A 23,585-nucleotide genomic window follows, 5' to 3' on the forward strand; every position below is an offset into this window, starting at 1 on the left:
CTTTATACTCTCACAGTACCATATAAAACAAAATCTCTCATTTTATATTATCTACTGAAATATTAAGCTGTTAGGTTTTTAATATGTACTGCATATATATCCCCTCAATTATTATTTTCAAATTCCTTCATTTTATCAATTTTAATTCTGTCCCCTTCATCTTGTGGTATATTATTCAGATATTTACTTTCCCAATATTCCAACCTATCGGAAGGGCCAAAACTTGATTCTTTCCATTTAGTATAATCATATTCAATTTTTAACTTTCCTTCAGATGTAAGTTTCATGGTAATTGAAAACCAAGGATCTTGTCCATTATCTAAAAATACATTCTTCAAACTATTTGTTGTTTCTAATAATTTCCTCATTAAACCATTATATATCTGTAAATTGATATTGTACTTTTTTAAAATATCTCGGCAATAAACATAATATTCCTTATTTGTTGGTTTGTAAAAAAAGAAAACTCCTCCTTCTCCATTTTCCACCTCACCATTAAAATAAAATTCTTCCCAGTCTTCTGGTATTAATTCATTTATTGTTTCTGCTATTTTTCTATATAATACATTCATCTGTTCTTCCATTTTACTAACCTCCCGGTTGATTTAGTATTGTTCTAGTAACTTCTCTTTTATTCCCTATTTGGTAAGTTACTTCAAAAGAATCTGGTCGCATTGAATTCCCTGAGTATGTCGGATTAATTTGTACAGTAACTTTTTTCGGAGGTGTTTCTTTCAATGCATTTGCCCATTCTGTCTCCATATTGAACCATTCACCACCAGAACGGTTAATCTGGCTATTTTGTGGAACTAGGTTATCGATATCCTTTGGCCCTTTAAACTGTGCTCCTATTAAGTGTCCACCGTCGTCATCAGGTAATGGATCTTTTCCTCCCACTGTTCTCTGTGCGTATGCATTTCGTTCAGCTGTACCTAGTACAAGCGTTCCTTCACAATCGGTAATACGTCCATTGCTATCTGTACGATAAGTATAACCTTCTGGTGTTTTGTATTCTACATTTGGTTTTAAAACTTTTTTTCTACCATTCTTCGTGAAATGTTCACCGTAATTCACCGCTTTGGGAGAAGGCGTAGGTTGGGAATTAGACGGCTTCGGACTTGGAGTTGTTGTGTTTCTTCCTACTGTTCCTGTATCCTCCACGCGTCTAATGTCTCCACCTGCTCCTGCTAACTCCCACTGTTGTGATCCCAGCTGACGCAGTTGCTGTTTGACTTCGGCTACTTTGGATTGTATCTGGGTTTTCACGTTCACTACTTGCTTTTTGACTTGGTCTACTACACTTCCTACTGGACCTTTCAGCACGTTTTGAACACCTTCACTGACACCCTTAACTACCCCAGCACCTTTTTTTATCAATTTCCCACCTGTCGCCGCCCAGCCCACAATCGGAATCATCGCGCCAAAGGAGAGGGCCGCATTGACCTTATCACCTCTGGCCAGATAAATAAGACCATTCACGCCATCCGCTACTTCGCCGACACCTGGGATTAACCCTATTAAATCTAATCCTACTTGTAGCGTATCTAACAGATTTTTAGGTTTTACAGCATTTTTCACTACTTTGGTCGTCGCTTGAGCGGCTTTTTTTACAGCCGGTAGTACCTTTTCCTTGACTACCTGCTTCGTCTGTTTGACAGCGGCCTTTACCTGTTGCTTGGCTTTCGACACAGCCGCCTTTGTTTTTTTCACAACCTTTTTCGTGGTCAGGATCGCTTTTTTTATGGCCTTCTTCGCCCATTTGACCAATTTACTCTTGGATAGACTATTTTTCAGCTTAGGGCCTTGGTAAAGAATTTACCCCACTTCTTCTTTTTCTTCCTGCGTTTTTTCTTTTTCTTCTTTTTATTGGACTTTCGTTGTTTCTTCTTTGTCGAGCCCTTCTTTTTGGAGGATTTCTTGGAGCTTTTTCCTTTCGTTCCTCCGCTCTTTCCTTTTTTCTTGCCACCTGGAGAGCCTACTTTTGGAATCCTCCCCAGTAAGCTTCCCGCTAGTCCTAATAGACCCATTAGGCATCACCCCCACCAACAGGGATCATCCCCATCATGTCTAGGGCTGACTCAAGGTCTGCTTCTTCCTGCGAAGCGACTGATACAGGGGCTTTGATGGACCCTTCCATTGTGACAACCTGTCCCTGGATATCCGTATTGCCATCAAACACAAGACTACTGGAGCCACATGTGAAACGCATTGATTCAGCTGCACTCATGGACACACGTTTTTACAAAGGTGATTGTGCCATTCGCTTTGACTAGTAGGGATGGCTTACTATGCACGGTTATACCGCTAAACTGACTATCCGCTATTTACCTAAAACTACTATCTATCCATTATAAATCTTTTTTTCACTTTATATTTCTTCACTCCAACATATAATTGTATGCCTGTACTTGTATAAAATTTAACACTTAGTACACTAATTAAATAATCGTAATCTTTTCAATTTACGTATTTAAACATGAAAAAGCACTTGTCGCCTGTTATAGACAATCAAGTGCTTTAAGTTTATAAATTTTCTAAGTTTATTAATATATTTGAAAGTTTTATAAGTTATTTTTATATCGACAGTATGACATCTTTTATACTACTTGGCAAGTGTAACGTTTAAACCCTTTAGCTTGTTTAATCTCGTGTGTTTGTTGCTTATGCCATCCATAAGTGGTCCTTGTAAATAAATTGTCATCTCGCCTATTCTCGCTCTTATTGCTTAATTGTTAAAATAGCACTCCTTGATGGTCTAGCCTTCATGAGTTATTAATTCAAATTCAAGGAATCTTTAACCGTAAACAAGTTTTAAATGACTCTGTCATATTATACCTTGTATTTATCGCCACGAGCTTTGTCAGTATCATTCGTTATTAACCATTCCCCTCGCCATGTAAAATGTCATCTCGCTTACTTCTCACGCTTTTTATCATCGGGTAACATTCTTGATGGTACAGCCTTCATGACATATTGATTTTGTAAATGTGGGAGCTTTATTTAACACCTACACTGTAAACCACAAATTCTCACAGTAAATATGGGTTGTCTTCCTAAAGTCGTATTGTTTTAACCATAACAAAAAACCTTGAAAGGTAGTTAGCCTATCAAGGTGATAGTTAAATATTGAAAAAATAATTTTATTCCTACTCCAAATTTAACATTTAACCCAAATAATACTTCTTCTCACATATATACTAGTACTTTTAATTAATCTAAAATCTGGTAAATGTGTCTTGAAATATCTATTTCTTCTCCATCTTAAATTATGATAAAATTAAAATTTCTTTTAGTTCTTTTAAGGAAACTTCAACTCTTGTTCGATCTTGAGGTCGTCTTGTTAAATAGTCTTCCCCAGCCTCTGATAAATATTGAAAAAATACATTTTCATCTACAATAGCATTTTCCTCAACTTCAGCCATAGGAGGTTGTATACTGAAGTTAACACCAGTTTCACCAAAATATCCCTCTTCTCCTGGCTGATATTCATTTGCAAAAATACAACATACTGGATCAATCCCAAAACCTTGTTTGTTTTTGAAATTTTCAATCGCTTCCATAAACTTCCCATCACCTATTATTTTGTAATATAGACGCATCAACTCAACTTTTTCTGAAAATTCTTCAATAATAAAAACTTCCTCACCATAACAAACACTCCTTTAACATTTAATCTAGAACTGGGAAGAAATTCGAAATCTCACCTGTATTTTTGTCTTTAAAGCCCATAAATTTCAATTGTTTCCCATTTACATTGACATACCCTTCTACCATATCACTTGGTGACCTATCTCCACCTTGAATTATCCTATTATTACTAATACCTTCTTCCATTGCTTCCCTACCCAACTTTAATATCTGTTCATCAGAAAAAACCTTTGGGTCATATACTGTCTTAGGATTCTTATACTCTTTCCACTGTCCAGTAAAGTTACCTTTTCCACCATTTTCTTTACTCAATCCATCATAAACAGGAAGCTTATATTTTACCTCATAAATTCCTGAAATATCAGGATGAGACGTTTTAGTAACAGCTTGATTAATATCCTTAACTTGATTACCAAAGTTATCTAAAATAAATTGTTCAAAGTTCTCAAGATTGTGACCACCCTTTATTCCAATATTCGGTTTTGCTTTAAAACCCTCCACTTCGGTTAAATGTGTATCATAACCCTTTTTAAAAGTAACATCTTTTACCGTACCCTTATCAAGCTTTTTCACATACTCGCCTAGTTGATCGATTTCTTTTTGGGTTGTCTGTGCATCCTTTGCCTTTTTGCTATTATTGGCAAGACCATAGGTTTCTTCTATTACCTTTTCCATATTTTTTATGGATTCTAATGCCTCTTCTCCCTTTTTTACTTTCCTTACAGGGTTAATTAATGAGAGTCCTGCTTCAAAATTTTCTTTTATTGGCGCATTTGCATCAGACAATTTGAGATAATCCTCAATAAACAGGGCGTATGACATTTTGGAGCCTAGCACGACATAAGGGGCTAAGCCGTCTGGAGTGGCAGTTGATTCTGCACTTAAAACCTTGCGTTTATCAATAAGCGTTGTGATTGGTTCACCATCACTGCCGATGACTCTCGTTTTTCTGTGCTCATCTAATAGAGCTTTTAGTTCGGCTTCACTTGTTATCCTGTTTTTATCCACGACGAAGCTTTTGCTTTTGCACTTGAATTATTCGTTGGTTTTTTCGTTGCTGGCGTCGGTAGTACCTTTTCCTTGACTACCTGCTTCGTCTGTTGGACAGCGGTCTTCACCTGTTGCTTGGCTTTCGTTACAGCCGCCTTTGTTTTCTGTACCACCTTTTTCGTGGTCAGGACCGCTTTTTTTATGGCCTTCTTCGCCCATTTGACCAATTTACTCTTGGATAGACTATTTTTCAGCTTCCGAGCCTTGGTAAAGAATTTACCCCACTTCTTCTTTTTCTTCCTGCGTTTTTTCTTTTTCTTCTTTTTATTGGACTTTCGTTGTTTCTTCTTTGTCGAGCCCTTCTTTTTGGAGGATTTCTTGGAGCTTTTTCCTTTCGATCCTCCGCTCTTTCCTTTTTTCTTGCCACCTGGAGAGCCTACTTTTGGAATCATCCCCAGTAAGCTTCCTGCTAATCCTAATAGACCCATTAGGGATCATCCCCATCATGTCTAGGGCGGAATCGAGGTCTGCTTCCTCTTGCGCAGAGACGGATACAGGGGCTTTAATTGAGCCATCCATCGTCACTACCTGTCCCTGGATATCGGTATTGCCATCAAATACAAGACTGCTAGAGCCGCAAGTAAAACGCATGAAGTCCGTTGCACTAAGGGCAATTTTCTTGCCAGGAAAGGTGATTGTGTCATTGGCTTTGATGAGTAATGGTGGCTTACTATGTACCGTGATACCACTGTCCTGCTGTAGTGGGATATACTGTCTATTATATATTATGATTTTGACCCAAGAATCTTATTATTTTAACCATAAAAAAACCTTGAAAGGTGTTAGCCAATCAAGGTTTGTTTGGTAATCAAAATAAATCTCTCTTGATATAAAATATCATTATTTGTTTCTTCGAAAGAAATAATGAGTTTAAATTAAATATTTTTTCGCATCAACTTTTAGTTTCAAAAACTTTGATACCCTAAATTTAATCCATGTGTTCCTCAGTAATCTGTATACTTCTCTTTAAATTTAAGTTTGGGTATCTTCCATCTAATCAATATAGTAATTCAGTATACTTTTTAGTTTGCAAATTAGATGCCACTTTTTCAAAAACCTCACTTAAAAATGAAAGTTCTATTTTTATACAAACCTGCAAAAAATTCAGAGTCAAATTTTCATCTCCGCTTAATAATATAATTAACTCTTCCCATCTTTGTTCAATTCTTGGATCATTATCATCTAGTAATGCTCGTGCACCTAAGATTGCTCTGACTTTGTCTTCAAACATTTTTTATACCTCCCTTTATAATTGAGGAGGGATTTAACATTATACATGAACTCACTATTACCATTAGTTCAATTATTCATGTTATTAACTATTCTTATCACAATTTCTTTGTCCCACTCATCAAGATTAGTCATTAATTCTTCATATTTCAATTTCGATTCAGGTGTATTTATAGTCCCAAGTGCCGCAATGCTATAATGGCCTATTGTATCAATACCGAAAAGTTTATTTACTTTCGGGTCTCTAAATTCACTAATCTCTACTAACCTCGATATAATTTTCTCATTACATAATTTTCTACTGACAATCTGATCTATAGCACTAACCAATACTTGATTATGATGAATATCCAAACATTTAATAATCTCTAGGTCGTTTAGTTTTCCCTCTCTAATTTCCCTTGATAAACTTAAAGGTTTCATTTCTCATTGCCTCCCTTTATTCATTTATAGGACCAAATGCATCTATCAAATACTGTCTTTCTTCCCTATAGTTGTTCCACAGTTGTTCAGCAAGAGCCTTGTTACCAATCCTTTCAGCCTCTTTGATTTCAACCATATACGCTCTTAGCTCCATAATAATTCTATTCTTGAACTCATAAGTAACTTCCAATTTTGGATACCCTTTTGACATATCATCTAAAAAATGTTGATACTCATGTCTCAAAGCACTTATTGATGCATTTTCATAAATATTTAATTGCCCGGACCATTTCCTTTTGGTGCATACGCCATGATATCACGATCTAATATTCTTACTTCTACCCCCGCTTCCTTTGTTTTCTTAATAATACTTTCCCATTCTTCAGGATGTGAGAGACGTCCTGGACCATATATATCTCTAAATGGGTCAGCATCATTTTTCCCTAACATATGATCTGGTAACCTACTATTACCCGTACCCTTACTACTACTCGAACTGGTAGTAGACTTAACACTTGTTACTCCAGTCGAAGTCTTCCCTACTTTTGTTAGTGTTCCAACACCTTTTGTCCCAACAACAGCTGTAGCTGTATTTAGGGTTGCTTTTGTTCCCCAGTATGCTCGTGAATAGTCATTACCATGAATAACATCTTTTTCAAAAGAGTCTTTTATTGAACCCCCAATTGTTTTCACGGCTACCAGTGGATGTGAAGCAAAATTTTTCAAACTGTCTGTTGTTTCTTTCACTACGCCTATCGGATCAGTTACTAATTTTTTTACATCATTATAAGTGTTTTTAGCAACATCTACGGTTGCATCAAACTTTCCTTTAGATTTTTGGGTTTGTTGGAGGCCCATGTTAAACCCTGTCCGTAAGAATTTTTCTTTTTTAGACATATCCTTACTTATATTGAGTGGCTCCATTTTATCTAAAGACTTATAGACTTTGACAGCTTCTTTTGCGGCAGCTTTTACTTCCTTTACCACTTGCTTTGTCTGGTTATAAACTGCTTTAGTTTTGTTTACTACTTGTTTATAAGTTTTTTTGCCAGCTAGTACAGCACTTTTTACAACTTTCTTAAATTGCTTCGCTATCTTACTTTTGCTTAGTTTATTATAGAGTTTAGGGCCTTGGTAAAGAATTTCCCCCACTTCTTCTTTTTCTTCCTGCGTTTTTTCTTTTTCTTCTTTTTATTGGACTTTCGTTGTTTCTTCTTTGTCGAGCCCTTCTTTTTGGAAGATTTCTTGGAGCTTTTTCCTTTCGATCCTCCGCTCTTTCCTTTTTTCTTTCCACCTGGAGAGCCTACTTTCGGAATCATCCCCAGTAAGCTCCCCGCTAGTCCTAATAGACCCATTAGGCATCACCCCCACCAACAGGGATCATCCCCATCATGTCTAGGGCTGACTCAAGGTCTGCTTCTTCCTGCGAAGCGACTGATACAGGGGCTTTGATGGACCCTTCCATCGTGACAACCTGTCCCTGGATATCCGTATTGCCATCAAACACAAGACTACTGGAGCCACATGTGAAACGCATCGATTCAGCTGCACTCATAGACACACGTTTTCCAGCAAAGGTGATTGTGCCATTCGCTTTGACTAGCAGGGACGGCTTACTATGCACGGTAATGCCGCTGTCCTGATGGAGCTGAAGAAAAACGGCTCCCTCCTGGGCGGTGAATGTCACGGACTGTGGGTCTAGCTTCATGTCCTTCCCTTTTGGCGTACCCCAGTATGACGTTTTCGGATCAGCCGTTTTTGGGTTGGCATCACCGCCTTTTCGTACACTGTGGCGAACAATCGCAGCTTCCTCTCGATGTGTTGGGAAGGCAAGGTGGACACAGTCCGCCACCTCTGGCGGACTGTAAAATCCGCTATGGCCTTCTGCTGTATAAGGCGTAGCCAGTGGGAACCAGGTAGCTTCTTCCTTCTTTTGCACCCCATCAATGGTAAGATGTACTCTTACTTGATCTTTTTTTACCTCTAAACCTTACCTTCAATTGCTGTGCCAAAAATAATGATATATTTTATCTATTTGTAAGAATTTACAATAAAATAAACAGCTCACAACCACATTTAAAATGGCATCCGAGCTGTTTAATATATAAGGTTAAATATACCATTTAAATAATTGAACACTTTGGTTACATATTATTATTTTCAAAATAAATATATTTCTTTTTTAAACGCCTTTACACTTTTAATCTGATCAAATTTCTATGAATATTCTCATAAGGCTGTTAAATCAGGGTAAGATTGTTTCAATTAAAATCAACAATCTGGACCATTATTTAACATTTGAGCATTTGTACTTATTCTAAAATTCAATATATCACCATTCTATCTCACTATATAATTTTAATATCATTCCTTGCTCAAAATCATCAAGTTTTTGATAAGTAGGGATAACTTCTAGATTAAATCCAATTTTTTTTAACGTCACCATAGCCAAATCACCAATTTTATAATATCCTATCAACTTATCTTTAGACTCTCTTTTAAAGGACAATTCATTTAGTGTTTTAATTAGATCTTCATTGAATATCTCATATTTACCAACAGCAATCATTACATGATATAAAATTATTGGATTCTTTTCACCAAGTAGTTCTACCAACTCTTCAACTGCACAATTTCCATTATTAATTTTCTCTAAAATATTCAAATATATCAACTCACTTCTTTTATCATTTTAAGTGATTCGTCAACAAAGATCTTTCTTGAATGTAGTTTTCAAATAGCATATTCGCAATATCTCTACGTCCAATCTTTTCTGCAAATTCTACTTCCCTCATATATGCATTTAATTCCATCTTAACACGGTTTTTAGTTTGGAAATGATAACTCATACCAGGAAAACCTTGTTTCTTATCATCTAAATAATGTGTATATTCATGAATTAAAGCACCAATGGAAGAATTTTCATCTATCACCAATTGTCCTGGTTTCCCACTGCTTGGAGAGTAAGCCATAACGCCATCTTTATAAACTATCTCGACACCTTGAGATTCTATTTCATTAATTATTTTATTCCATTCTGCATAATGAGATTGTTTACCTGGTCCAAGTATATCCTTTAATGGATCAGCGGGATTTTTCTAAAAACATCAGCATATTCACTTTTAACCTTATTACTATTACTCGAACTGCTGCTAGTAGACTTATTACTTGGTACTCCAGTAGGTTTTGTACTAGACGCTCCTTTAACTCCCAATACGGACGTGGCAACGCCAAAGCTGTCTAACCCATGCTCTTTCGATAGTGGGTCTTTCGGGTTCACCGCACCTTGTACCATTCCCGTAAAGCCAGATGTTGCATAATTTATAAAATCAGACAGTGAATCAAACATCTTATCTGTTCTACTTTTTACAGGACCAAATGCCATCTACTGCACCTAGTGTAAGATAATTTACAAAATTATATGGTGAGTTGAATGCTTTATCTGCCCTTGTATCTAGTCCATTTTAAAATCTTTACCAATTACCTTGAAGCTATTGAATGACTTGACTACTGGATTTTTGATTTCTTTTGTCACTGTTGTTGCAACTGACTTTATTTTGATAGCTATTTCCTTCATTGTCGACTTTCGTCATTACCTGCGCAACCGTTAAGCCCAGTTTGTTTCAGCTTTTCTGCTTTGTTTCTTATCTCTCTGGTGTACTTTTAATGGCCAGCTCTAATCGCTTCCTACTTGAACCTGTGTAATTATTTCTTTTTCCTCTGCTACTATTTGTACTTCTTTTGTCATTTGTTTTGTCCTCCTTTAATTTTGGACATACAAAAAAGCTCATTCTCACTCATGGTTCAAATGGGAAAGAGCTTTTGAAATTTATCAAGTATTTGAATCATCTATCGTTTGGTTTGTTAGTTGTATCATACGAACTTGATTCTTAAAATGAAAACTCTAAAATTATTAATGGTTTTTAATTCTCTCCCTCATCAACATCCTCATCCCAAATTGCATCAAATTCCTCATCTGTCATTCCTCTACTTCCCTTTGAATGAGGACAGTAGTAATGTCCATTAGGATCTATAATGTATTCAACTTCTGCTTTTTCATCTGAAATAATTATAGTATATTCGTCATCCACTTCATATACAGTAGGAACTATACTAACTAAAACGAGCCATGCTACTCCCTTAACCCCATCAAACCCACTGTATGCTTTAATTGTTCTATCTCGGGTACAATCAATTGTTCCTGTTAATTTATATTTCTCTTTATAATCTTGAGCTATTTTAAATGCCTGATCATTTGATAATTTAGTTATCATTAGTTCCCCTCTCATTCTTCAAAGCCTTTCCAATCTTGTGGCGGCCAGTTTCCACTCCTTAATTTATAAATATACCTTTGAGAAAATAATATTTCTTCCTCAGAAAATTTATCTTTTTTTCGCATAATTTCGTTATAAACATACTCCTCTCTATGTACGCTTTGATTACATCTTATTACAATTGCATAGTACCAATCTACTTTACTAAATTTCACTAAAATGAAATTACTAGGGTTTTCTAGTTTTGTCATTATGCGAATAATCTCTGATTCGGATTCAAAATCTTGAATATTTTCAAACTTCGTTTCTCTTGCTAAATTAGTTGGTATTTCCATAATTTCACCTACTTGCTTAACTAGATCACTTGTATATTCATTTGGAAATTCTAACTCATACTGTACTATAAAATTCTTTTCCACTGTTATCACCTATCATTTTGTTAATCTTCCATAACTTTACCATTTTTTAATTTATACATATTTTTTTGGCTTCATAGATATATAATTCTATATTTTTATAATCACTACTAAATGATTTTAGTTCATTTACACAACTCAAGCATACATTTCTTTCTGAATATGATGGATAACCCCTTTGCTAACTCTAGTCTTTTATCATAAATCCTACAGTAACCATTCCTTTTACGCTGGTCACTTCTACCAAAATATCGTGTTGTATCAAAGTGTGTCTATTCCTCCGTGCGTCTATCGGTAGTATCGCCACAATATTTTCCAAGCCTATTTGTATATCATACGCTACATCACAGCTTACAAATTCTAAGTGGCTTGCTCGTATTCCTATCATCTCTAGTATTTCTCTAAAATGTGAGTAATGCTCTGGCCTTGTTTCAATCCTTAGGGTATGTAAGTGACCTTCTGTTTCTCTATAGTTTTTAAAATATAAATGAATATATACATCGTCACTTTTCCGCATGTGCAATTCATAGCTATATGCTCCACTATAAATCTTCATTTTCACTTGATATTTCTTCACCCCCAATATATAAACACATAAAAATGCTGAATGTGGTACATCCTTATAATCTATAACGAACTTATCTATCGAAACCTCTATCTCCATCGCATTTTCTTCCCCTTGTATGCTAGTACTGATATAAAATTTAACACTTAGTATACTAATTAAATAATCGTAATCTTTTCAATTTACGTATTTAAACATGCAAAAAAGCACTTGTCGCCTGTTATAGACAATCAAGTGCTTTAAGTTTATTAATTTTCTAAGTTTATTAATATTTGCAAGTTTTATAAGTTAGTTTAGTACTGACAGTATGACATCTTTTTTACCACATGGCAAGTGTAACGTTTAAACCCTTTAGCTTGTTTAATCTCATGTGTTTGTTGCTTATGCCATCCATAAGTGGTCCTTGTAAATAAATTGTCATCTCGCCTATTCTCGCTCTTATTGCTTAATTGTTAAAATAGCACTCCTTGATGGTCTAGCCTTCATGAGTTATTAATTCAAATTAAAATATATCTTATTCTGTAAACATAAGAGCGTTTTTTATTATAATTCATTGTTATAGCCACGTGCCAACGAATTTCACAGGTTATATATAAATCTTTTGTAAAAAACTATTTCTCACCCTGTTTGATTAAATTAGGAACATTAAAGAATTTATTTTTCAATTTCTAATATCAAACTTTCCAAATTCAAAATATCTTTATTTACATCATTATTTAATACTCTTAATTCTTCAATATATAACTTAGTTTTATTTACTACTTCTGTTTTGAGGTCCTCATAACTAATTTGTTTATCTTTCCAATACTGATGAATTAAATTAGGCATTTCTTTCGTTTCTATTGCCCCACTTCCTTCAGGTTTATCAGCAGTAACTTTACTTATTTTCACTATATTTTTTTCTTTTACTAGTTCAATCCAAATCTTAGGTTTTTCAATATCACTGATTAAAACATAGCTTTCAGTTTTCAAAATTAATACTGCTTTTAAAAAATAATACAACCACCAATAAATAGAGACTGAAAACTCATCAATATCTTCAGGGATAAATATACCATAAGTTTCATTATCAATTTCAAATTGGAGATACCCATCTGCCCCATTGAGCTCCATTTCCTCTACACTATCATTTTCAAATATTTTAAAACTAATTTTGAACATCATTTTCCACCTTATTTAGTCATTTTTCTAATATCCTCAACTGTAAATTTATGTCTTCCATAAACACTACCAAATTGACCATCTGGATGAATAAATACATCTATTATTTCCCCACCTATTTCATATGTCAGGTTCCCTGTTTTCCCTTGACTTTTCAAATCATTATATGCAATTTCAGCATATTTATTTATGTCATCTTTACTCCACTTTGGATTAAAGAAACTAGACTCTAATTTATCTGCTAATTGGGAGTCGGATAAATATTTAGATTGTTGCTTTAGAGATTCAATATTATGCTTGTTAATATGTTTTTTATTTGTTGAACTTAAAGGATAACTTATTTCAACTTTATCCGTACCCTTATCAAGCTTCTTCACATACTCGCCTAGTTGATCGATTTCTTTTTGGGTTGTCTGTGCATCCTTTGCCTTTTTGCTATTATTGGCAAGACCATAGGTTTCTTCTATTACCTTTTCCATATTTTTTATGGATTCTAATGCCTCTTCTCCCTTTTTTACTTTCCTTACAGGGTTAATTAATGAGAGTCCTGCTTCAAAATTTTCTTTTATTGGCGCATTTGCATCAGACAATTTGAGATAATCCTCAATAAACAGGGCGTATGACATTTTGGAGCCTAGCACGACATAAGGGGCTAAGCCGTCTGGAGTGGCAGTTGATTCTGCACTTAAAACCTTGCGTTTATCAATAAGCGTTGTGATTGGTTCACCATCACTGCCGATGACTCTCGTTTTTCTGTGCTCATCTAATAGAGCTTTTAGTTCGGCTTCACTTGTTATCCTGTTTTTATCCACTGACGAAGCTTTTGCTTTTGCACTTGAATTATTCGTTGGTTTTTTCGTTGCTGGCGTCGGTAGTACCTTTTCCTTGACTACCTGCTTCGTCTGTTGGACAGCGGTCTTCACCTGTTGCTTGGCTTTCGTTACAGCCGCCTTTGTTTTCTGTACCACCTTTTTCGTGGTCAGGACCGCTTTTTTAATGGCCTTCTTCGCCCATTTGACCAATTTACTCTTGGATAGACTATTTTTCAGCTTGGGCCTTGGTAAAGAATTTACCCCACTTCTTCTTTTTCTTCCTGCGTTTTTTCTTTTTTTCTTCTTTTTATTGGACTTTCGTTGTTTCTTCTTTGTCGAGCCCTTCTTTTTGGAGGATTTCTTGGAGCTTTTTCCTTTCGATCCTCCGCTCTTTCCTTTTTTCTTGCCACCTGGAGAGCCTACTTTCGGAATCATCCCCAGTAAGCTCCCCGCCAGTCCTAATAGACCCATTAGGCATCACCCCCACCAACAGGGATCATCCCCATCATGTCTAGGGCTGACTCAAGGTCTGCTTCTTCCTGCGAAGCGACTGATACAGGGGCTTTGATGGACCCTTCCATTGTGACAACCTGTCCCTGGATATCCGTATTGCCATCAAACACAAGACTACTGGAGCCACATGTGAAACGCATTGATTCAGCTGCACTCATGGACACACGTTTTCCAGCAAAGGTGATTGTGCCATTCGCTTTGACTAGTAGGGATGGCTTACTATGCACGGTAATGCCGCTGTCCTGATGGAGCTGAAGAAAAACGGCTCCCTCCTGGGCGGTGAATGTCACGGACTGTGGGTCTAGCTTCATTTCCTTCCCTTTTGGCGTACCCCAGTATGACGTTTTCGGATCAGCCGTTTTTGGGTTGGCATCGCCGCCTTTTCGTACACTGTGGCGAACAATCGCTGCTTCCTCTCGATGTGTTGGGAAGACAAGGTGGACACTGTCCCCCACCTCTGGCGGACTGTAAAATCCGCTATGGCCTTCTGCTGTATAAGGCGTAGCCAGTGGGAACCAGGTAGCTTCTTCCTTCTTTTGCACCTCATCAATGGTAAGATGTACTCTTACTTGATCTTTTTTGACCTCTAAAACCTTACCTTCAATTGCTGTGCCAGGCAGGAACGGAATACTTCGTCTGTCTTGACGTATGCCTTTTTCAAACAACAAATGATATTCATAAGTAAGGATACCTTGCTTCATCTGGGCGATGGACTTGGCTACTACAAGCTTCTTACCTTGGAGCTGAACACGGTCACCGAGCTTCAATATTTTTCTAGAATCTATCACATAGGCGACTGTATCTCGTTCCTCCATTGGCCGCTCGATGTCATTATGCTTACTATGTAAAAACTTAGAGCGATCCTTTAAGATCGTATAATTTGCCGCCGACAGCTTTTCCATTCGCCCTTCAGGTAGTCCAAACCAAAACTTTGGTTTATCAGCATCCACTGCTGCAACTAACACGGTACGAAAATGGGAAGCCATACGTTGTAAAAATTGCCAATCCGTCTCCTTATATTGTAATATAAATTGCTTGAGAGGAGTAGCCTTCAACACAGTATCAATAACATCTGCACCAGAATAATCTTCTAGTACCTTTTTTAACATAGCCTGATAAGTCATCTGATTATGTTGGAAGGAGCGATATTTTTGTTTACAATCCATGGTGAATGTAGATGAAACAGCCTCTAGTTCAATTTGATATACTCCCCTTTCCATTCGAACAGCCATTTCTGTTACCTGTCCTTTAAAAAGTGCATGCAGTCGTTGTCCTTTACGTTTTTGATAGAGCTCTATCTTATCTGTTGTACTGGCAAGCTGCATACAACTATCTTTCTTTTCAGCAGGGATAAATCCTGTTATGGATAACCTTGCATGATCATTCACTGTTTGGGTCAACGTGAGATTATGCAACGTCTGGATTTCATAGGGGGATACGAGTTCAAGCTCGCCGTATCCGATTACTTCCTCGTATGTGTTCACATGAATTCCCTTCTTTCCTCAAGGGACAATGGCTTATTCTTGCCCATCATCTTCTACTTTTATCGTTCCACAATACATACACATATTAATCGATTGACTACTTAACGCTGGGTGATTTTCAATTAATTGATCATCCTTCCCATTAATCCAGGGCATCGTGATGACAGGTGTACAGGGCATTGGCTTTAAGACACCGTTATTGGCGGCTGTGGCAGCTGCAACGATAGGATTAGCTAATGTTTGACATAAGCCAAATGGTTGAATATTGATATTAGGCTTATAATCCATCGTATTCATTTGGGCTTTATTTTTCGTATATACGCCATGACTAACGGGCATTTTTAAGATACTCGTTTGATCTCCCTGCGAGCAGGATAATTTAGCACCAGCTACAACATAGCTGCGTTGATCGCCGCCCTTTGTCTGCATTTCTTCTGACATAGAAAAACCATCCTTTCCATACATAAGATTTGTGCGATATGTTTAGATAAACAGAGTCAGCTACAAGCATGTAAAATCGACGCCTTATTTGAAAATCCTCATTTTCTTTTGCACTTCTTGACCTTTTTCAAATAGCTCTATCTAAAAAATCCTTTTCTCACTATGTTCACCTTAATCTGACCCATAATCTACCACTAATAATGTCATGAATAAGTCCCCGCCGATTCTATTTATTTAATAGGAAGTATCTCATGCCATCTTCCGGAGGTTTGTACCTTGTGTAATCGTATCCCCTGAAAGGCTCTGCGAAGAATGCTCTCTGCTAATTCAATATTGATCACGATATAATTTTCTTTAATGCCCTCTATTTGAAAGCAGGAATAAGGGGCCGCCATTGCTTCGTCTATAATAAGCTTCTTCAACGTTCCATCTAGATGAAATTCTGACTGGGATGAAAGACAAGGAACTTTTGGTGGAATCACTAGCCAGTACAACGTTTGCATTGATTTAGGCATATCCGTGAGCACGACAGCTTTAAATAACATATTTGGCACATATTTTTCCACTAACTGTTTAACAGCATCCGAAAAGAGCGCTATTGGCTTTTCTATAAAATCGATATACAGCATATCGTTCTTTTCCAGTACTGGAAATTGGCGTTCTAGTCCCTCTAATTCTTCCATTCTATCCAATGTTAATAACTCTTTTTTAATCACTTGAGCTATACCAACTGGTTCAACAGCATTTGAAATTCGCTCATCCTGAGATAAAATAAAATAGTTCATCTTTGAGTCTCCTTTTCACACATCTACTTCCAAATAATACTTGCTGTTTGAAATGGGTCTAGCTTTAAATATTCCTTTGCCTCAATAGAGAAAATAGTCTTTTCTAGATTGGCTCCTGCAAAATTCGTATTTTTTACATTTGCTCCAATAAAGCAGGCTCCTCGTAAATTTGCTAGCTCAAAATTAGCACCTTCTAAATTCGCATTTTTAAAGCTGACTGGCAAATAACCGGGTACTTCCCACTTTTGAGGATCTAGAAGGCCACACGCTCCTTGAACCTGTTGGAAATTTGCATCCTGCAATTGACTATTACTAAAATCTGCCTCATGGATTGAACTAAAACTCAAATCAGTACCAATCAGCCGACTTTCCCGAAAATTAGCACCAATCAGCAGACAATCACGCAGACGACAGTTTGTTAAATTCGTTTTCTGGAAAAAGGCATAGCGAATATCTAAATCACTATAATTGCCATCAGCTAAATTCAAATGGCTAAATACCTCATATGGATATTCACCCTCTACTTTTTCTTCTAGCCATGCTTTTATCTCTTCACTATCCTTCGATGCGAAATCCTCGCTATACACTACCTCATTTATATCCATAAACTCACCTACACGTATTTCAACAGCCACATCCCGCTCCAAAGCTAAATATTCTGGACATCTTATAATGTCAGGTAGCGCATATCTAGCAAGGCTCAAGACATATTGATGAAAATGGTGGGCATCCTGAAGCTTTATACGCTCCATATCTGCTTGGGTAATAGCACCCATGAAAGTTTTACTATATAAACTTAATTCTTGGATATACTGCTCTAAAAAATGGTGAGCCCAGCCAGCATCATACGTAGTTAAAAGTGGATGAAGATCAAAAAACCATTCCTCATCCGTAGCTTCTACTAAATAATGGGGATTCTTCTCCAATAGCTCTGTTCGTAGCATCGAAAATGTGATGTGTGCAATCGGTCCTTTTTGTTGTAGCGATTGCTGTGCTCCTAGTTGCTGACATATTTTTTGAAAAGACGTCTTAAAATCCTCGGCAAGCTTATCCTTGGAAGCTTGGAAAAAATCCTCAAGCATCAAGAGATATTTTAACCTTCTTTTTTCTACTTCTACTTCATAAAAATGCTGTAAAACTCCCTGTGTCTGCATATAAGACTCCTTCCTTTTCTTTCGAGAGAAACATGCTAATTTGCCTTTACTTCTTTCCCAAAAATTTGCACACTACCATTCATTGCGATTTTACTTTCTTTGCATTGTAAAGAAATTTCTTCTTCTGCAGACAAAAGGATTTTCTTACTGGCGTTAACAGTAATATCTGCCTCTGAGATGAGTTTAATCTCTTTTTTACTAAATATTTCAATACCATTTGCTTCATTTAATCGAATAAAAATATCGCCATCTTGTGCGGTAATAACAATTTCAGTTGGGCTCATTTTAATTTCTTTACCAAAGGCTGTACGATAATATTTCGTTGAAGGATCATCGAGCTTGTTAGTTGCCGATGTATCTAAATTTTTTCTTATAGAGCTACTAGATATTCCTTCTTCCTCACGATGTGAAGGGAAATAAACGTGAACAAAGTCATTAATTTCAGGCATACAATACCATCCACTATGTCCCTCAGCTGTATAGCCTGTAGCATAAAGAAACCAATGCGCCTTTCCTTTATCCTGCTTATCATCAATAGCTAAATGCACCTTAATATGATCTTTTGCGACTTCTAACACTTTTCCTTCAAGTGACAATCCTGAGATTGCATTGTTAAATATTTCACTTTTATTCATGCCATTTTTCGTTGAAAGTGTATAGCAATGTTTCAGCAATCCATCCTTCATGGTTGTAAATGCTTCATAAACAAATAGGGTTTGTTTATGAAATGTGACATGATCTCCTATCTCCAGTACTTTATCGGTTTCAACCTCATAGTAGAGGAAATCATGCTCTCCCATGCCTTCATTACCATTCTCTGTATATACTAGGTAATCTGCTAGTTTTTTTCGGGTCGTATAATGATAATCTTCTAGCTTGCCTTTAGCTCTACCAGTGGGCACACCAAAATAAAACTTTGGCTTATCGAAGGTTACAGCAGGAACTAGCCCAGTATGAAAGCGTGAAGCAAGCCTCTTTAAGAATTGCCAATCCGTTTCAAAATATTGGAGGGTAAATTTCCCTAATTTTCCTCCCTTTGTAGCTTCATCTATAATATCTAGGCCAGGATAAGAGGGTTTCATCAGTTTAAAAAGAGACGAGTAGGTCATTTCCTTATCCTGATAGGAGCGATTTTTCTTTTTAATGTCTAGCTGATAAGTGTTAGAGGCAGCCTCTACCTCAATATAATAAATGCCGCGAACGGAACTTACCTTGACATCTAAAATAACACCTTTAAAAAGTGGAGTAGGTGTACCAAGATGACTAAGCTGATTTACCTCAATGGCAGATCGTACCTCAGTCATTTCTACATATGTATCTCTAGCCTCTTCAGGTACAATACCAGTAAAATGTAATGTAGCATGTTCGTTCATTTTTTTTACAAGGGTAAGATCTTGGATACTAATAAGCTCAAAAGGTTTAATTTGTATATTATGATAGGCTGTCACTACCCCACTCATAGCACTGCACCTCCATTCCTGCTATTTGAAGCAAATTGTAAGGATTCCATCATGGCCCTCGCAATCGGACGCCAAGTTTCAAGGTCATCCTCCATACAATTAAAGGTTCCAATAAGAGCTTGTCCTTCGATAGAGACAAAGAACATTAAATTAAAAATATCGCCATCAATAGCTGGTGTAATGATCTCTAAAAAGCCAACTGACTTTTCGTCAATCGTTAGGACATCCGTGTCTAGCCAATCTGCTGAAGGCTGTGCTTGTTCAAGGATGTCAATCATATTTTCTTGAAAAGCAGCAACTCCCTCCTCCGTTAATCGATGTGGAGTTAAGTTGAAGGCAAGATTAATCGTGGAGGACTCATCTGTATAAATAAGATTAGGTCTACGCTCTGATGGGTACTTTAATGATGCTAATTCAGTAGACATCTCGGAAAATAGATTTGGCATACGAATCGACATTTTGCCATCCAAAAATGATTGCCCCATCACCTCCACCTTTTCATCATCAATTAATATGTAAGCTTGATAGATATTTACTTTTGGTAGTTCTTGTTCCTCCTGCTCAGAGGCTTGCTCTGGCTCCTGCTCTCTTTTTAATGCTGCTTCTTGCTGAGCTAACTCATGTTGCTCCTGCTCTCTCATTTCATTTCTAAGTGCAATAATCTTTTCATCTAAAAATTTCATCCCACTCACCTTCCGTTTCTTAAACGTTGTTCACCAACTGAATTTTAGTTAATCGACTATCATACGCTTTGGTCGGTCTGGACTATGTCCTCCTCGACGACCACCGTTCTTTGATTCAGATAATATACGGTACAAATATTTATGAATTTGACTATTGGAAAACGCTTGAAATTCTAACTCTAATCGATTGCAAATATACATTTCAATGACATCCCGCTGTACCCGCTCCTGATTCAAACACTCAAAAGCAAAGGTAATATCATATACATTGGTTGGGCGATTTTTTAATAATTCCTTTGCGTAAAACTGTAAAACTTTAGGGTGGTATGTGCTTTCTTGTATACCTGCATACTGACAGTGCAGATAATTCACTGTATTGTATTCCGTGGCAAAATCTAAAAAATTATTTGGCTCGGATCGCAGCCTTGCTCCAGCCTTTAATTTAAAACGGGCTATTTCTAATTCGTTTAGGGCAAGATTCAGAGACTCATCGAGAAAAATAGTGGCTGTAAAATCCGTGAAGTCTAATTTATTCACTGCTTCAGCAAACTTTATTTTTATAATGGTTTCTTGCCCTGTTGCCTCATATGGAAGTTCATAGCTATTATGCAGTAGATAAAGCCTATTATTATGTTTAACGATCCCTTTTGTAATATGGATAATAGTATCTGCAATCGTAATATTGGCACCTGCTATAATGCCATTTGAATAATCCTGGAAATATAAATCTAAAAATTCCCTTGGATAATCGCGCAAGTTCTCCAGCATTTCTCTTTTTAAAATTCTGCCTTTTTGAAAATGTGGATATTGATTGGTAAACATCTGTCACTCACCTCTTTTATTTTTTGGCAGATGCCTACTTACTTTAATCCATCAAAGAAATCTAGCTCTGATAAATCTGTTTCAAAGGCAAAGAATTCCTTGCTCCCGATCATTAGCTGCTCCTCTTTCCTAGCCACTGGCACGACATGGAAGCCCCAATGATCCTCTCCTGCAAAGACAAAGAATTTAACCTCCCCATTGACGATTGAATCTGTTTCGTCCTGTGGAATTTTATCAAAATAATTCGATGCAATACTTTCATATAGCACAGGGACAAAATCCTCTTGACGATTAATATAAGTATACTTATGTGCTGCTTGAGGATCGCTTCCAGTTAGGAAAAATTCAACCTCTGTGACGCCCCATGGACGGGAGATAGTTCCATGAATTTGATTCAGTCTCTCTAGACTACTAATCAGAAGCTTTTCCTGACGATTATGAGTAAATGCACTAACCGTATACGGTACAATAGGTGCAGCATTTGTTACTTCCGTTTCAATCATGCCAATCTTTTTCGCATTTAAGTAGCGCAATGCGCCTCTTAAACAAGCGAGCTTTAATTCTGGCACTTTTCCAACGTTTTCAGCCTTTTGTCTAAATTCAATGCTACGACCTGGTACAAATTCCTTTAAAGCCTCTCGAAAAGCGTCAATTCTACAGGATTGTCCTGTCAGCTTAATAATGGAATATTCCCCAAGCATGCCACTTTCATAAAAACCTTCTAAAAACTCTCGTACAATATCATAAATATCCGCCTTGATTAGGTGGTTAATTTCTTTAATATTGAAATAAACGTTTGGATAGTCATAAACATCTTTAAATTGGTGGTTTTCTAATAGAGATAAACACCAGCGATCTACCGTTGTGATATTCAAATCACTATCTTGCTGTATATCGCTTTCTGAGTAAAAGCGACTCCTAAGAATACCGGTTTTTCGGAAAAATTCTTTCTTCATTTCCTCGGCCATTTCCCATAAGAAATAATGATTATTACGAACCCTTAAATACTCATCACGCGTATGATTTTCATATTCTTTAAAACGTGTAGGGATAATAGACTCAGCATCCTCAAATGCCTTTTCAAATTGCTTGTAAACCGCCTCGACGCCATAATCATCCACATACCGATAAATATCCTTCCCTGGAATATCAATTAACGCATCGATGTCATAGGCATTTTTCCCACGACTATAATAATTCGCAAAGACAATTTTCATAAATTGAAAAATTCGATACGTAATATTATTACCACCAAAATTGGTATCCCCATTTTCATAGGTTGTATGAATATCAATTTTGTAGGAAATATGTCCGTCCTCTATTCGAAACTTACAGGATGAGAGGTCTGTTGTTCCCCCTCCACAATCAATTACTAGAGCCTTGTATTCCTTGCCATCCATAAAGCTCTGATTCTCTATTTGATTGGCTATCGTATTATAGAGCACTGCCATTCCTTCATCGAGAGCATGCTCAATTTCAATTTGATATTCAGGTAAAATGGCATGAAACATATCTAAAAATTGAGTTTTCAGCTTAACAGGGCTTGAAATATGCAAATGTTGAAAGCGACATTTAAATTGATGCTCAGCCATTTGAATGATATAGAGTAAAAATTCTCTTAGGATTTGACTGCGTGGGATAACCGCTGTATTCCCATTCGCATCCATTATTTCCTCCAATTTTGCATAATTACTAACCCAACGTTTGATGCCCTGAAATTTAGTGGCTAATGATGTATAGCTATTTTTTTTCATAACCTTCAAGGCTTCATAGCCGAAATGATAGTTTATGTGATCAGCGTTTGAGCAATCTGCAACCGCAACCACTGTAGGTACAACTTCAATCCATTCATTTTGGTGTAGTGGGTCTGGGAATTGTACAAAATTGATGCTATTGAGTGTAATTCTCTTATTTAAAAGATCATGGCTACAAGGTGATGAGACATAATCGCTATCCAAAAATACACCAGCTGTTGTATTAGTTGTGCCAAAATCAATGGCAAGAATGGCATTGGTTGTCTCTAATTGTTTCATCTCTAAATCTGGTATTGGCACTTTGTAGTAATGTAGATTTGTTGGTGGGAGTGGCGTCTCCTGATAATATGTTTTATAAATGTACTCTGAGTCTTGCTTTCGCAAAAAAATAAAGCTATAGTTCTTATTCTTTGTCTCGCGTATTCCTAGCGCTTGATCTGCCACTAAGTAATAGCAATTCGCTTTTTCATCGTCTTTTACGATATTTAGAATGCCACATAACTCAAAATGCTCATTTACTAGTAGCACATTGGATTCTACAAGAAAGCCACCTGTTTCAATGAGGTATTGATCTGGCTTATCTATTTTCATGCCTTTATAGAGATTCATTTTGGCAGGTATTTTAATATCACCATTATCTGAAAGTGGTGTTTTTAAATACTTTTGCAGTGCCTCCTCGACTCTTTCAAAGCCCCCATCTTGATTTTCTTTAATCAATAGATATTCTTCAGCTCCACGGTATCTTAAAATCTTCTCGATTAATTCGTCCCTAGTTAGCGTATTAATTAAACCTGTTATGAGCTTTTCTTTATAACAAATATTTCTAAGCTGAAAAGTGGTCATCTCCATCAACTCTACACGTGTATAGGTCATATATTTCTTTTCTGTATAACGCTTATTCGCATAAAGC

Annotated in this window: 28 protein-coding genes and 1 pseudogene; all 29 read right to left on the reverse strand. The window is 36.6% G+C overall.

All coding sequences use genetic code 11. The features are described 5' to 3' along the window. Nucleotides 1–104: 104 nt before the first annotated feature. The gene (locus tag NST76_RS13820) at nt 105–584 is read right to left on the reverse strand and encodes an immunity protein YezG family protein (RefSeq protein ID WP_340811552.1); all 480 of its coding nucleotides are present in this window, start codon (nt 582–584) and stop codon (nt 105–107) included. A gap of 4 nt (nt 585–588) precedes the next feature. Then, nucleotides 589–1,074, reverse strand: a pseudogene (locus tag NST76_RS13825) (DNA/RNA non-specific endonuclease); the annotation flags it as partial. 716 nt (nt 1,075–1,790) lie between these two features. Continuing rightward, entirely contained in the window at nt 1,791–2,027 is a 237-nt protein-coding gene (locus tag NST76_RS13830; protein WP_342544020.1) for a hypothetical protein, read from the reverse strand. After that, nucleotides 2,027–2,227 (reverse strand): hypothetical protein, encoded by a 201-nt coding sequence (locus tag NST76_RS13835; RefSeq protein WP_342544022.1) that lies wholly within the window; start codon nt 2,225–2,227, stop codon nt 2,027–2,029. Before NST76_RS13835 ends, NST76_RS13830 begins: the two co-directional genes overlap by 1 nt. A gap of 1,039 nt (nt 2,228–3,266) precedes the next feature. Continuing rightward, a complete protein-coding gene (cdiI, locus tag NST76_RS13840; RefSeq protein ID WP_342544025.1) occupies nt 3,267–3,599 on the reverse strand; it encodes a ribonuclease toxin immunity protein CdiI in 333 nt (110 codons plus the stop codon). Nucleotides 3,600–3,669: 70 nt separating this feature from the next. Beyond that, entirely contained in the window at nt 3,670–4,656 is a 987-nt protein-coding gene (locus NST76_RS13845; protein ID WP_342544027.1) for a CdiA family toxin C-terminal domain-containing protein, read from the reverse strand. After that, nucleotides 4,638–5,126, reverse strand: a complete 489-nt coding sequence (locus tag NST76_RS13850; protein WP_342544029.1) for a hypothetical protein — start codon at nt 5,124–5,126, stop codon at nt 4,638–4,640. The genes NST76_RS13845 and NST76_RS13850 overlap by 19 nt, the downstream gene beginning before the upstream one ends. A 569-nt stretch (nt 5,127–5,695) precedes the next feature. Beyond that, nucleotides 5,696–5,929 carry a hypothetical protein gene (locus NST76_RS13855; protein ID WP_244504883.1) on the reverse strand — a complete coding sequence of 78 codons (234 nt, stop codon included), beginning with the start codon at nt 5,927–5,929 and terminating at the stop codon, nt 5,696–5,698. A 68-nt stretch (nt 5,930–5,997) separates the two neighbouring features. After that, nucleotides 5,998–6,351, reverse strand: a complete 354-nt coding sequence (locus tag NST76_RS13860) for a hypothetical protein (RefSeq protein WP_036150223.1) — start codon at nt 6,349–6,351, stop codon at nt 5,998–6,000. 16 nt (nt 6,352–6,367) lie between these two features. Beyond that, nucleotides 6,368–6,541 carry a hypothetical protein gene (locus tag NST76_RS13865; RefSeq protein ID WP_342544031.1) on the reverse strand — a complete coding sequence of 58 codons (174 nt, stop codon included), beginning with the start codon at nt 6,539–6,541 and terminating at the stop codon, nt 6,368–6,370. 83 nt (nt 6,542–6,624) lie between these two features. Beyond that, nucleotides 6,625–7,503, reverse strand: a complete 879-nt coding sequence (locus NST76_RS13870; protein WP_342544033.1) for a hypothetical protein — start codon at nt 7,501–7,503, stop codon at nt 6,625–6,627. Next, nucleotides 7,458–7,670: a hypothetical protein gene (locus NST76_RS13875; protein WP_342544035.1), complete on the reverse strand. Its 213-nt coding sequence runs from the start codon at nt 7,668–7,670 to the stop codon at nt 7,458–7,460. Before NST76_RS13875 ends, NST76_RS13870 begins: the two co-directional genes overlap by 46 nt. A 35-nt stretch (nt 7,671–7,705) precedes the next feature. After that, on the reverse strand, nt 7,706–8,290 hold the full coding sequence (locus NST76_RS13880; protein WP_342544037.1) for a hypothetical protein: 585 nt from the start codon (nt 8,288–8,290) through the stop codon (nt 7,706–7,708). A gap of 393 nt (nt 8,291–8,683) precedes the next feature. Further along, on the reverse strand, nt 8,684–9,016 hold the full coding sequence (locus tag NST76_RS13885; RefSeq protein WP_244504903.1) for a hypothetical protein: 333 nt from the start codon (nt 9,014–9,016) through the stop codon (nt 8,684–8,686). Nucleotides 9,017–9,038: 22 nt separating this feature from the next. Beyond that, complete coding sequence (locus NST76_RS13890; RefSeq protein WP_342544040.1) at nt 9,039–9,323, reverse strand: hypothetical protein; 285 nt, start codon at nt 9,321–9,323, stop codon at nt 9,039–9,041. A gap of 104 nt (nt 9,324–9,427) precedes the next feature. After that, nucleotides 9,428–9,736: a hypothetical protein gene (locus NST76_RS13895; protein WP_342544042.1), complete on the reverse strand. Its 309-nt coding sequence runs from the start codon at nt 9,734–9,736 to the stop codon at nt 9,428–9,430. A gap of 538 nt (nt 9,737–10,274) precedes the next feature. Beyond that, nucleotides 10,275–10,625, reverse strand: coding sequence for a hypothetical protein (locus tag NST76_RS13900; protein WP_089935036.1), 351 nt, complete (start codon nt 10,623–10,625; stop codon nt 10,275–10,277). Between the two features lie 11 nt (nt 10,626–10,636). Next, nucleotides 10,637–11,044, reverse strand: coding sequence for a zincin-like metallopeptidase toxin domain-containing protein (locus NST76_RS13905; RefSeq protein ID WP_089935034.1), 408 nt, complete (start codon nt 11,042–11,044; stop codon nt 10,637–10,639). A gap of 184 nt (nt 11,045–11,228) precedes the next feature. Further along, nucleotides 11,229–11,705 (reverse strand): hypothetical protein, encoded by a 477-nt coding sequence (locus tag NST76_RS13910; RefSeq protein ID WP_089935032.1) that lies wholly within the window; start codon nt 11,703–11,705, stop codon nt 11,229–11,231. A gap of 555 nt (nt 11,706–12,260) precedes the next feature. Next, nucleotides 12,261–12,767 (reverse strand): hypothetical protein, encoded by a 507-nt coding sequence (locus NST76_RS13915; RefSeq protein WP_089935030.1) that lies wholly within the window; start codon nt 12,765–12,767, stop codon nt 12,261–12,263. 11 nt (nt 12,768–12,778) lie between these two features. Continuing rightward, entirely contained in the window at nt 12,779–14,050 is a 1,272-nt protein-coding gene (locus NST76_RS13920; RefSeq protein WP_342544046.1) for a hypothetical protein, read from the reverse strand. Beyond that, the gene (locus tag NST76_RS13925; protein ID WP_342534958.1) at nt 14,050–15,576 is read right to left on the reverse strand and encodes a contractile injection system protein, VgrG/Pvc8 family; all 1,527 of its coding nucleotides are present in this window, start codon (nt 15,574–15,576) and stop codon (nt 14,050–14,052) included. The genes NST76_RS13920 and NST76_RS13925 overlap by 1 nt, the downstream gene beginning before the upstream one ends. Before the next feature lie 33 nt (nt 15,577–15,609). After that, nucleotides 15,610–16,017 carry a DUF4280 domain-containing protein gene (locus tag NST76_RS13930; RefSeq protein ID WP_089934858.1) on the reverse strand — a complete coding sequence of 136 codons (408 nt, stop codon included), beginning with the start codon at nt 16,015–16,017 and terminating at the stop codon, nt 15,610–15,612. Between the two features lie 230 nt (nt 16,018–16,247). Next, the gene (locus tag NST76_RS13935) at nt 16,248–16,802 is read right to left on the reverse strand and encodes a serine protease (protein ID WP_271910309.1); all 555 of its coding nucleotides are present in this window, start codon (nt 16,800–16,802) and stop codon (nt 16,248–16,250) included. Nucleotides 16,803–16,825: 23 nt separating this feature from the next. Further along, a complete protein-coding gene (locus tag NST76_RS13940) occupies nt 16,826–17,956 on the reverse strand; it encodes a pentapeptide repeat-containing protein (RefSeq protein ID WP_342544049.1) in 1,131 nt (376 codons plus the stop codon). 35 nt (nt 17,957–17,991) lie between these two features. Beyond that, nucleotides 17,992–19,416, reverse strand: coding sequence for a hypothetical protein (locus NST76_RS13945; protein ID WP_089934855.1), 1,425 nt, complete (start codon nt 19,414–19,416; stop codon nt 17,992–17,994). Beyond that, the gene (locus NST76_RS13950; RefSeq protein WP_244504894.1) at nt 19,413–20,099 is read right to left on the reverse strand and encodes a hypothetical protein; all 687 of its coding nucleotides are present in this window, start codon (nt 20,097–20,099) and stop codon (nt 19,413–19,415) included. The genes NST76_RS13945 and NST76_RS13950 overlap by 4 nt, the downstream gene beginning before the upstream one ends. A gap of 48 nt (nt 20,100–20,147) precedes the next feature. Beyond that, on the reverse strand, nt 20,148–20,921 hold the full coding sequence (locus tag NST76_RS13955) for a hypothetical protein (RefSeq protein WP_036120174.1): 774 nt from the start codon (nt 20,919–20,921) through the stop codon (nt 20,148–20,150). Nucleotides 20,922–20,959: 38 nt separating this feature from the next. Continuing rightward, nucleotides 20,960–23,548, reverse strand: a complete 2,589-nt coding sequence (locus NST76_RS13960; protein WP_342545286.1) for a molecular chaperone — start codon at nt 23,546–23,548, stop codon at nt 20,960–20,962. Nucleotides 23,549–23,585 lie beyond the last annotated feature (37 nt).

The sequence above is a fragment of the Lysinibacillus sp. FSL W7-1291 genome (assembly GCF_038593415.1).
Classification (GTDB): Bacteria; Bacillota; Bacilli; order Bacillales_A; family Planococcaceae; genus Lysinibacillus; species Lysinibacillus fusiformis_D.

What these genes read in the sequence shown, in the direction of transcription:
- NST76_RS13820 (WP_340811552.1), bottom strand. Translation starts at nt 584, where the DNA reads ATGGAAGAACAGATGAATGTATTATATAGAAAAATAGCAGAAACAATA.
- NST76_RS13830 (WP_342544020.1), bottom strand. Translation starts at nt 2,027, where the DNA reads ATGGGTCTATTAGGACTAGCGGGAAGCTTACTGGGGAGGATTCCAAAA.
- NST76_RS13835 (WP_342544022.1), bottom strand. Translation starts at nt 2,227, where the DNA reads ATGAGTGCAGCTGAATCAATGCGTTTCACATGTGGCTCCAGTAGTCTT.
- cdiI (WP_342544025.1), bottom strand. Translation starts at nt 3,599, where the DNA reads ATGCGTCTATATTACAAAATAATAGGTGATGGGAAGTTTATGGAAGCG.
- NST76_RS13850 (WP_342544029.1), bottom strand. Translation starts at nt 5,126, where the DNA reads ATGGGTCTATTAGGATTAGCAGGAAGCTTACTGGGGATGATTCCAAAA.
- NST76_RS13855 (WP_244504883.1), bottom strand. Translation starts at nt 5,929, where the DNA reads ATGTTTGAAGACAAAGTCAGAGCAATCTTAGGTGCACGAGCATTACTA.
- NST76_RS13860 (WP_036150223.1), bottom strand. Translation starts at nt 6,351, where the DNA reads ATGAAACCTTTAAGTTTATCAAGGGAAATTAGAGAGGGAAAACTAAAC.
- NST76_RS13875 (WP_342544035.1), bottom strand. Translation starts at nt 7,670, where the DNA reads ATGATTCCGAAAGTAGGCTCTCCAGGTGGAAAGAAAAAAGGAAAGAGC.
- NST76_RS13890 (WP_342544040.1), bottom strand. Translation starts at nt 9,323, where the DNA reads ATGGCTTACTCTCCAAGCAGTGGGAAACCAGGACAATTGGTGATAGAT.
- NST76_RS13895 (WP_342544042.1), bottom strand. Translation starts at nt 9,736, where the DNA reads ATGGCATTTGGTCCTGTAAAAAGTAGAACAGATAAGATGTTTGATTCA.
- NST76_RS13900 (WP_089935036.1), bottom strand. Translation starts at nt 10,625, where the DNA reads ATGATAACTAAATTATCAAATGATCAGGCATTTAAAATAGCTCAAGAT.
- NST76_RS13910 (WP_089935032.1), bottom strand. Translation starts at nt 11,705, where the DNA reads ATGGAGATAGAGGTTTCGATAGATAAGTTCGTTATAGATTATAAGGAT.
- NST76_RS13915 (WP_089935030.1), bottom strand. Translation starts at nt 12,767, where the DNA reads ATGTTCAAAATTAGTTTTAAAATATTTGAAAATGATAGTGTAGAGGAA.
- NST76_RS13920 (WP_342544046.1), bottom strand. Translation starts at nt 14,050, where the DNA reads ATGGGTCTATTAGGACTGGCGGGGAGCTTACTGGGGATGATTCCGAAA.
- NST76_RS13930 (WP_089934858.1), bottom strand. Translation starts at nt 16,017, where the DNA reads ATGTCAGAAGAAATGCAGACAAAGGGCGGCGATCAACGCAGCTATGTT.
- NST76_RS13935 (WP_271910309.1), bottom strand. Translation starts at nt 16,802, where the DNA reads ATGAACTATTTTATTTTATCTCAGGATGAGCGAATTTCAAATGCTGTT.
- NST76_RS13940 (WP_342544049.1), bottom strand. Translation starts at nt 17,956, where the DNA reads ATGCAGACACAGGGAGTTTTACAGCATTTTTATGAAGTAGAAGTAGAA.
- NST76_RS13945 (WP_089934855.1), bottom strand. Translation starts at nt 19,416, where the DNA reads ATGAGTGGGGTAGTGACAGCCTATCATAATATACAAATTAAACCTTTT.
- NST76_RS13950 (WP_244504894.1), bottom strand. Translation starts at nt 20,099, where the DNA reads ATGAAATTTTTAGATGAAAAGATTATTGCACTTAGAAATGAAATGAGA.
- NST76_RS13955 (WP_036120174.1), bottom strand. Translation starts at nt 20,921, where the DNA reads ATGTTTACCAATCAATATCCACATTTTCAAAAAGGCAGAATTTTAAAA.
- NST76_RS13960 (WP_342545286.1), bottom strand. Translation starts at nt 23,548, where the DNA reads ATGACCTATACACGTGTAGAGTTGATGGAGATGACCACTTTTCAGCTT.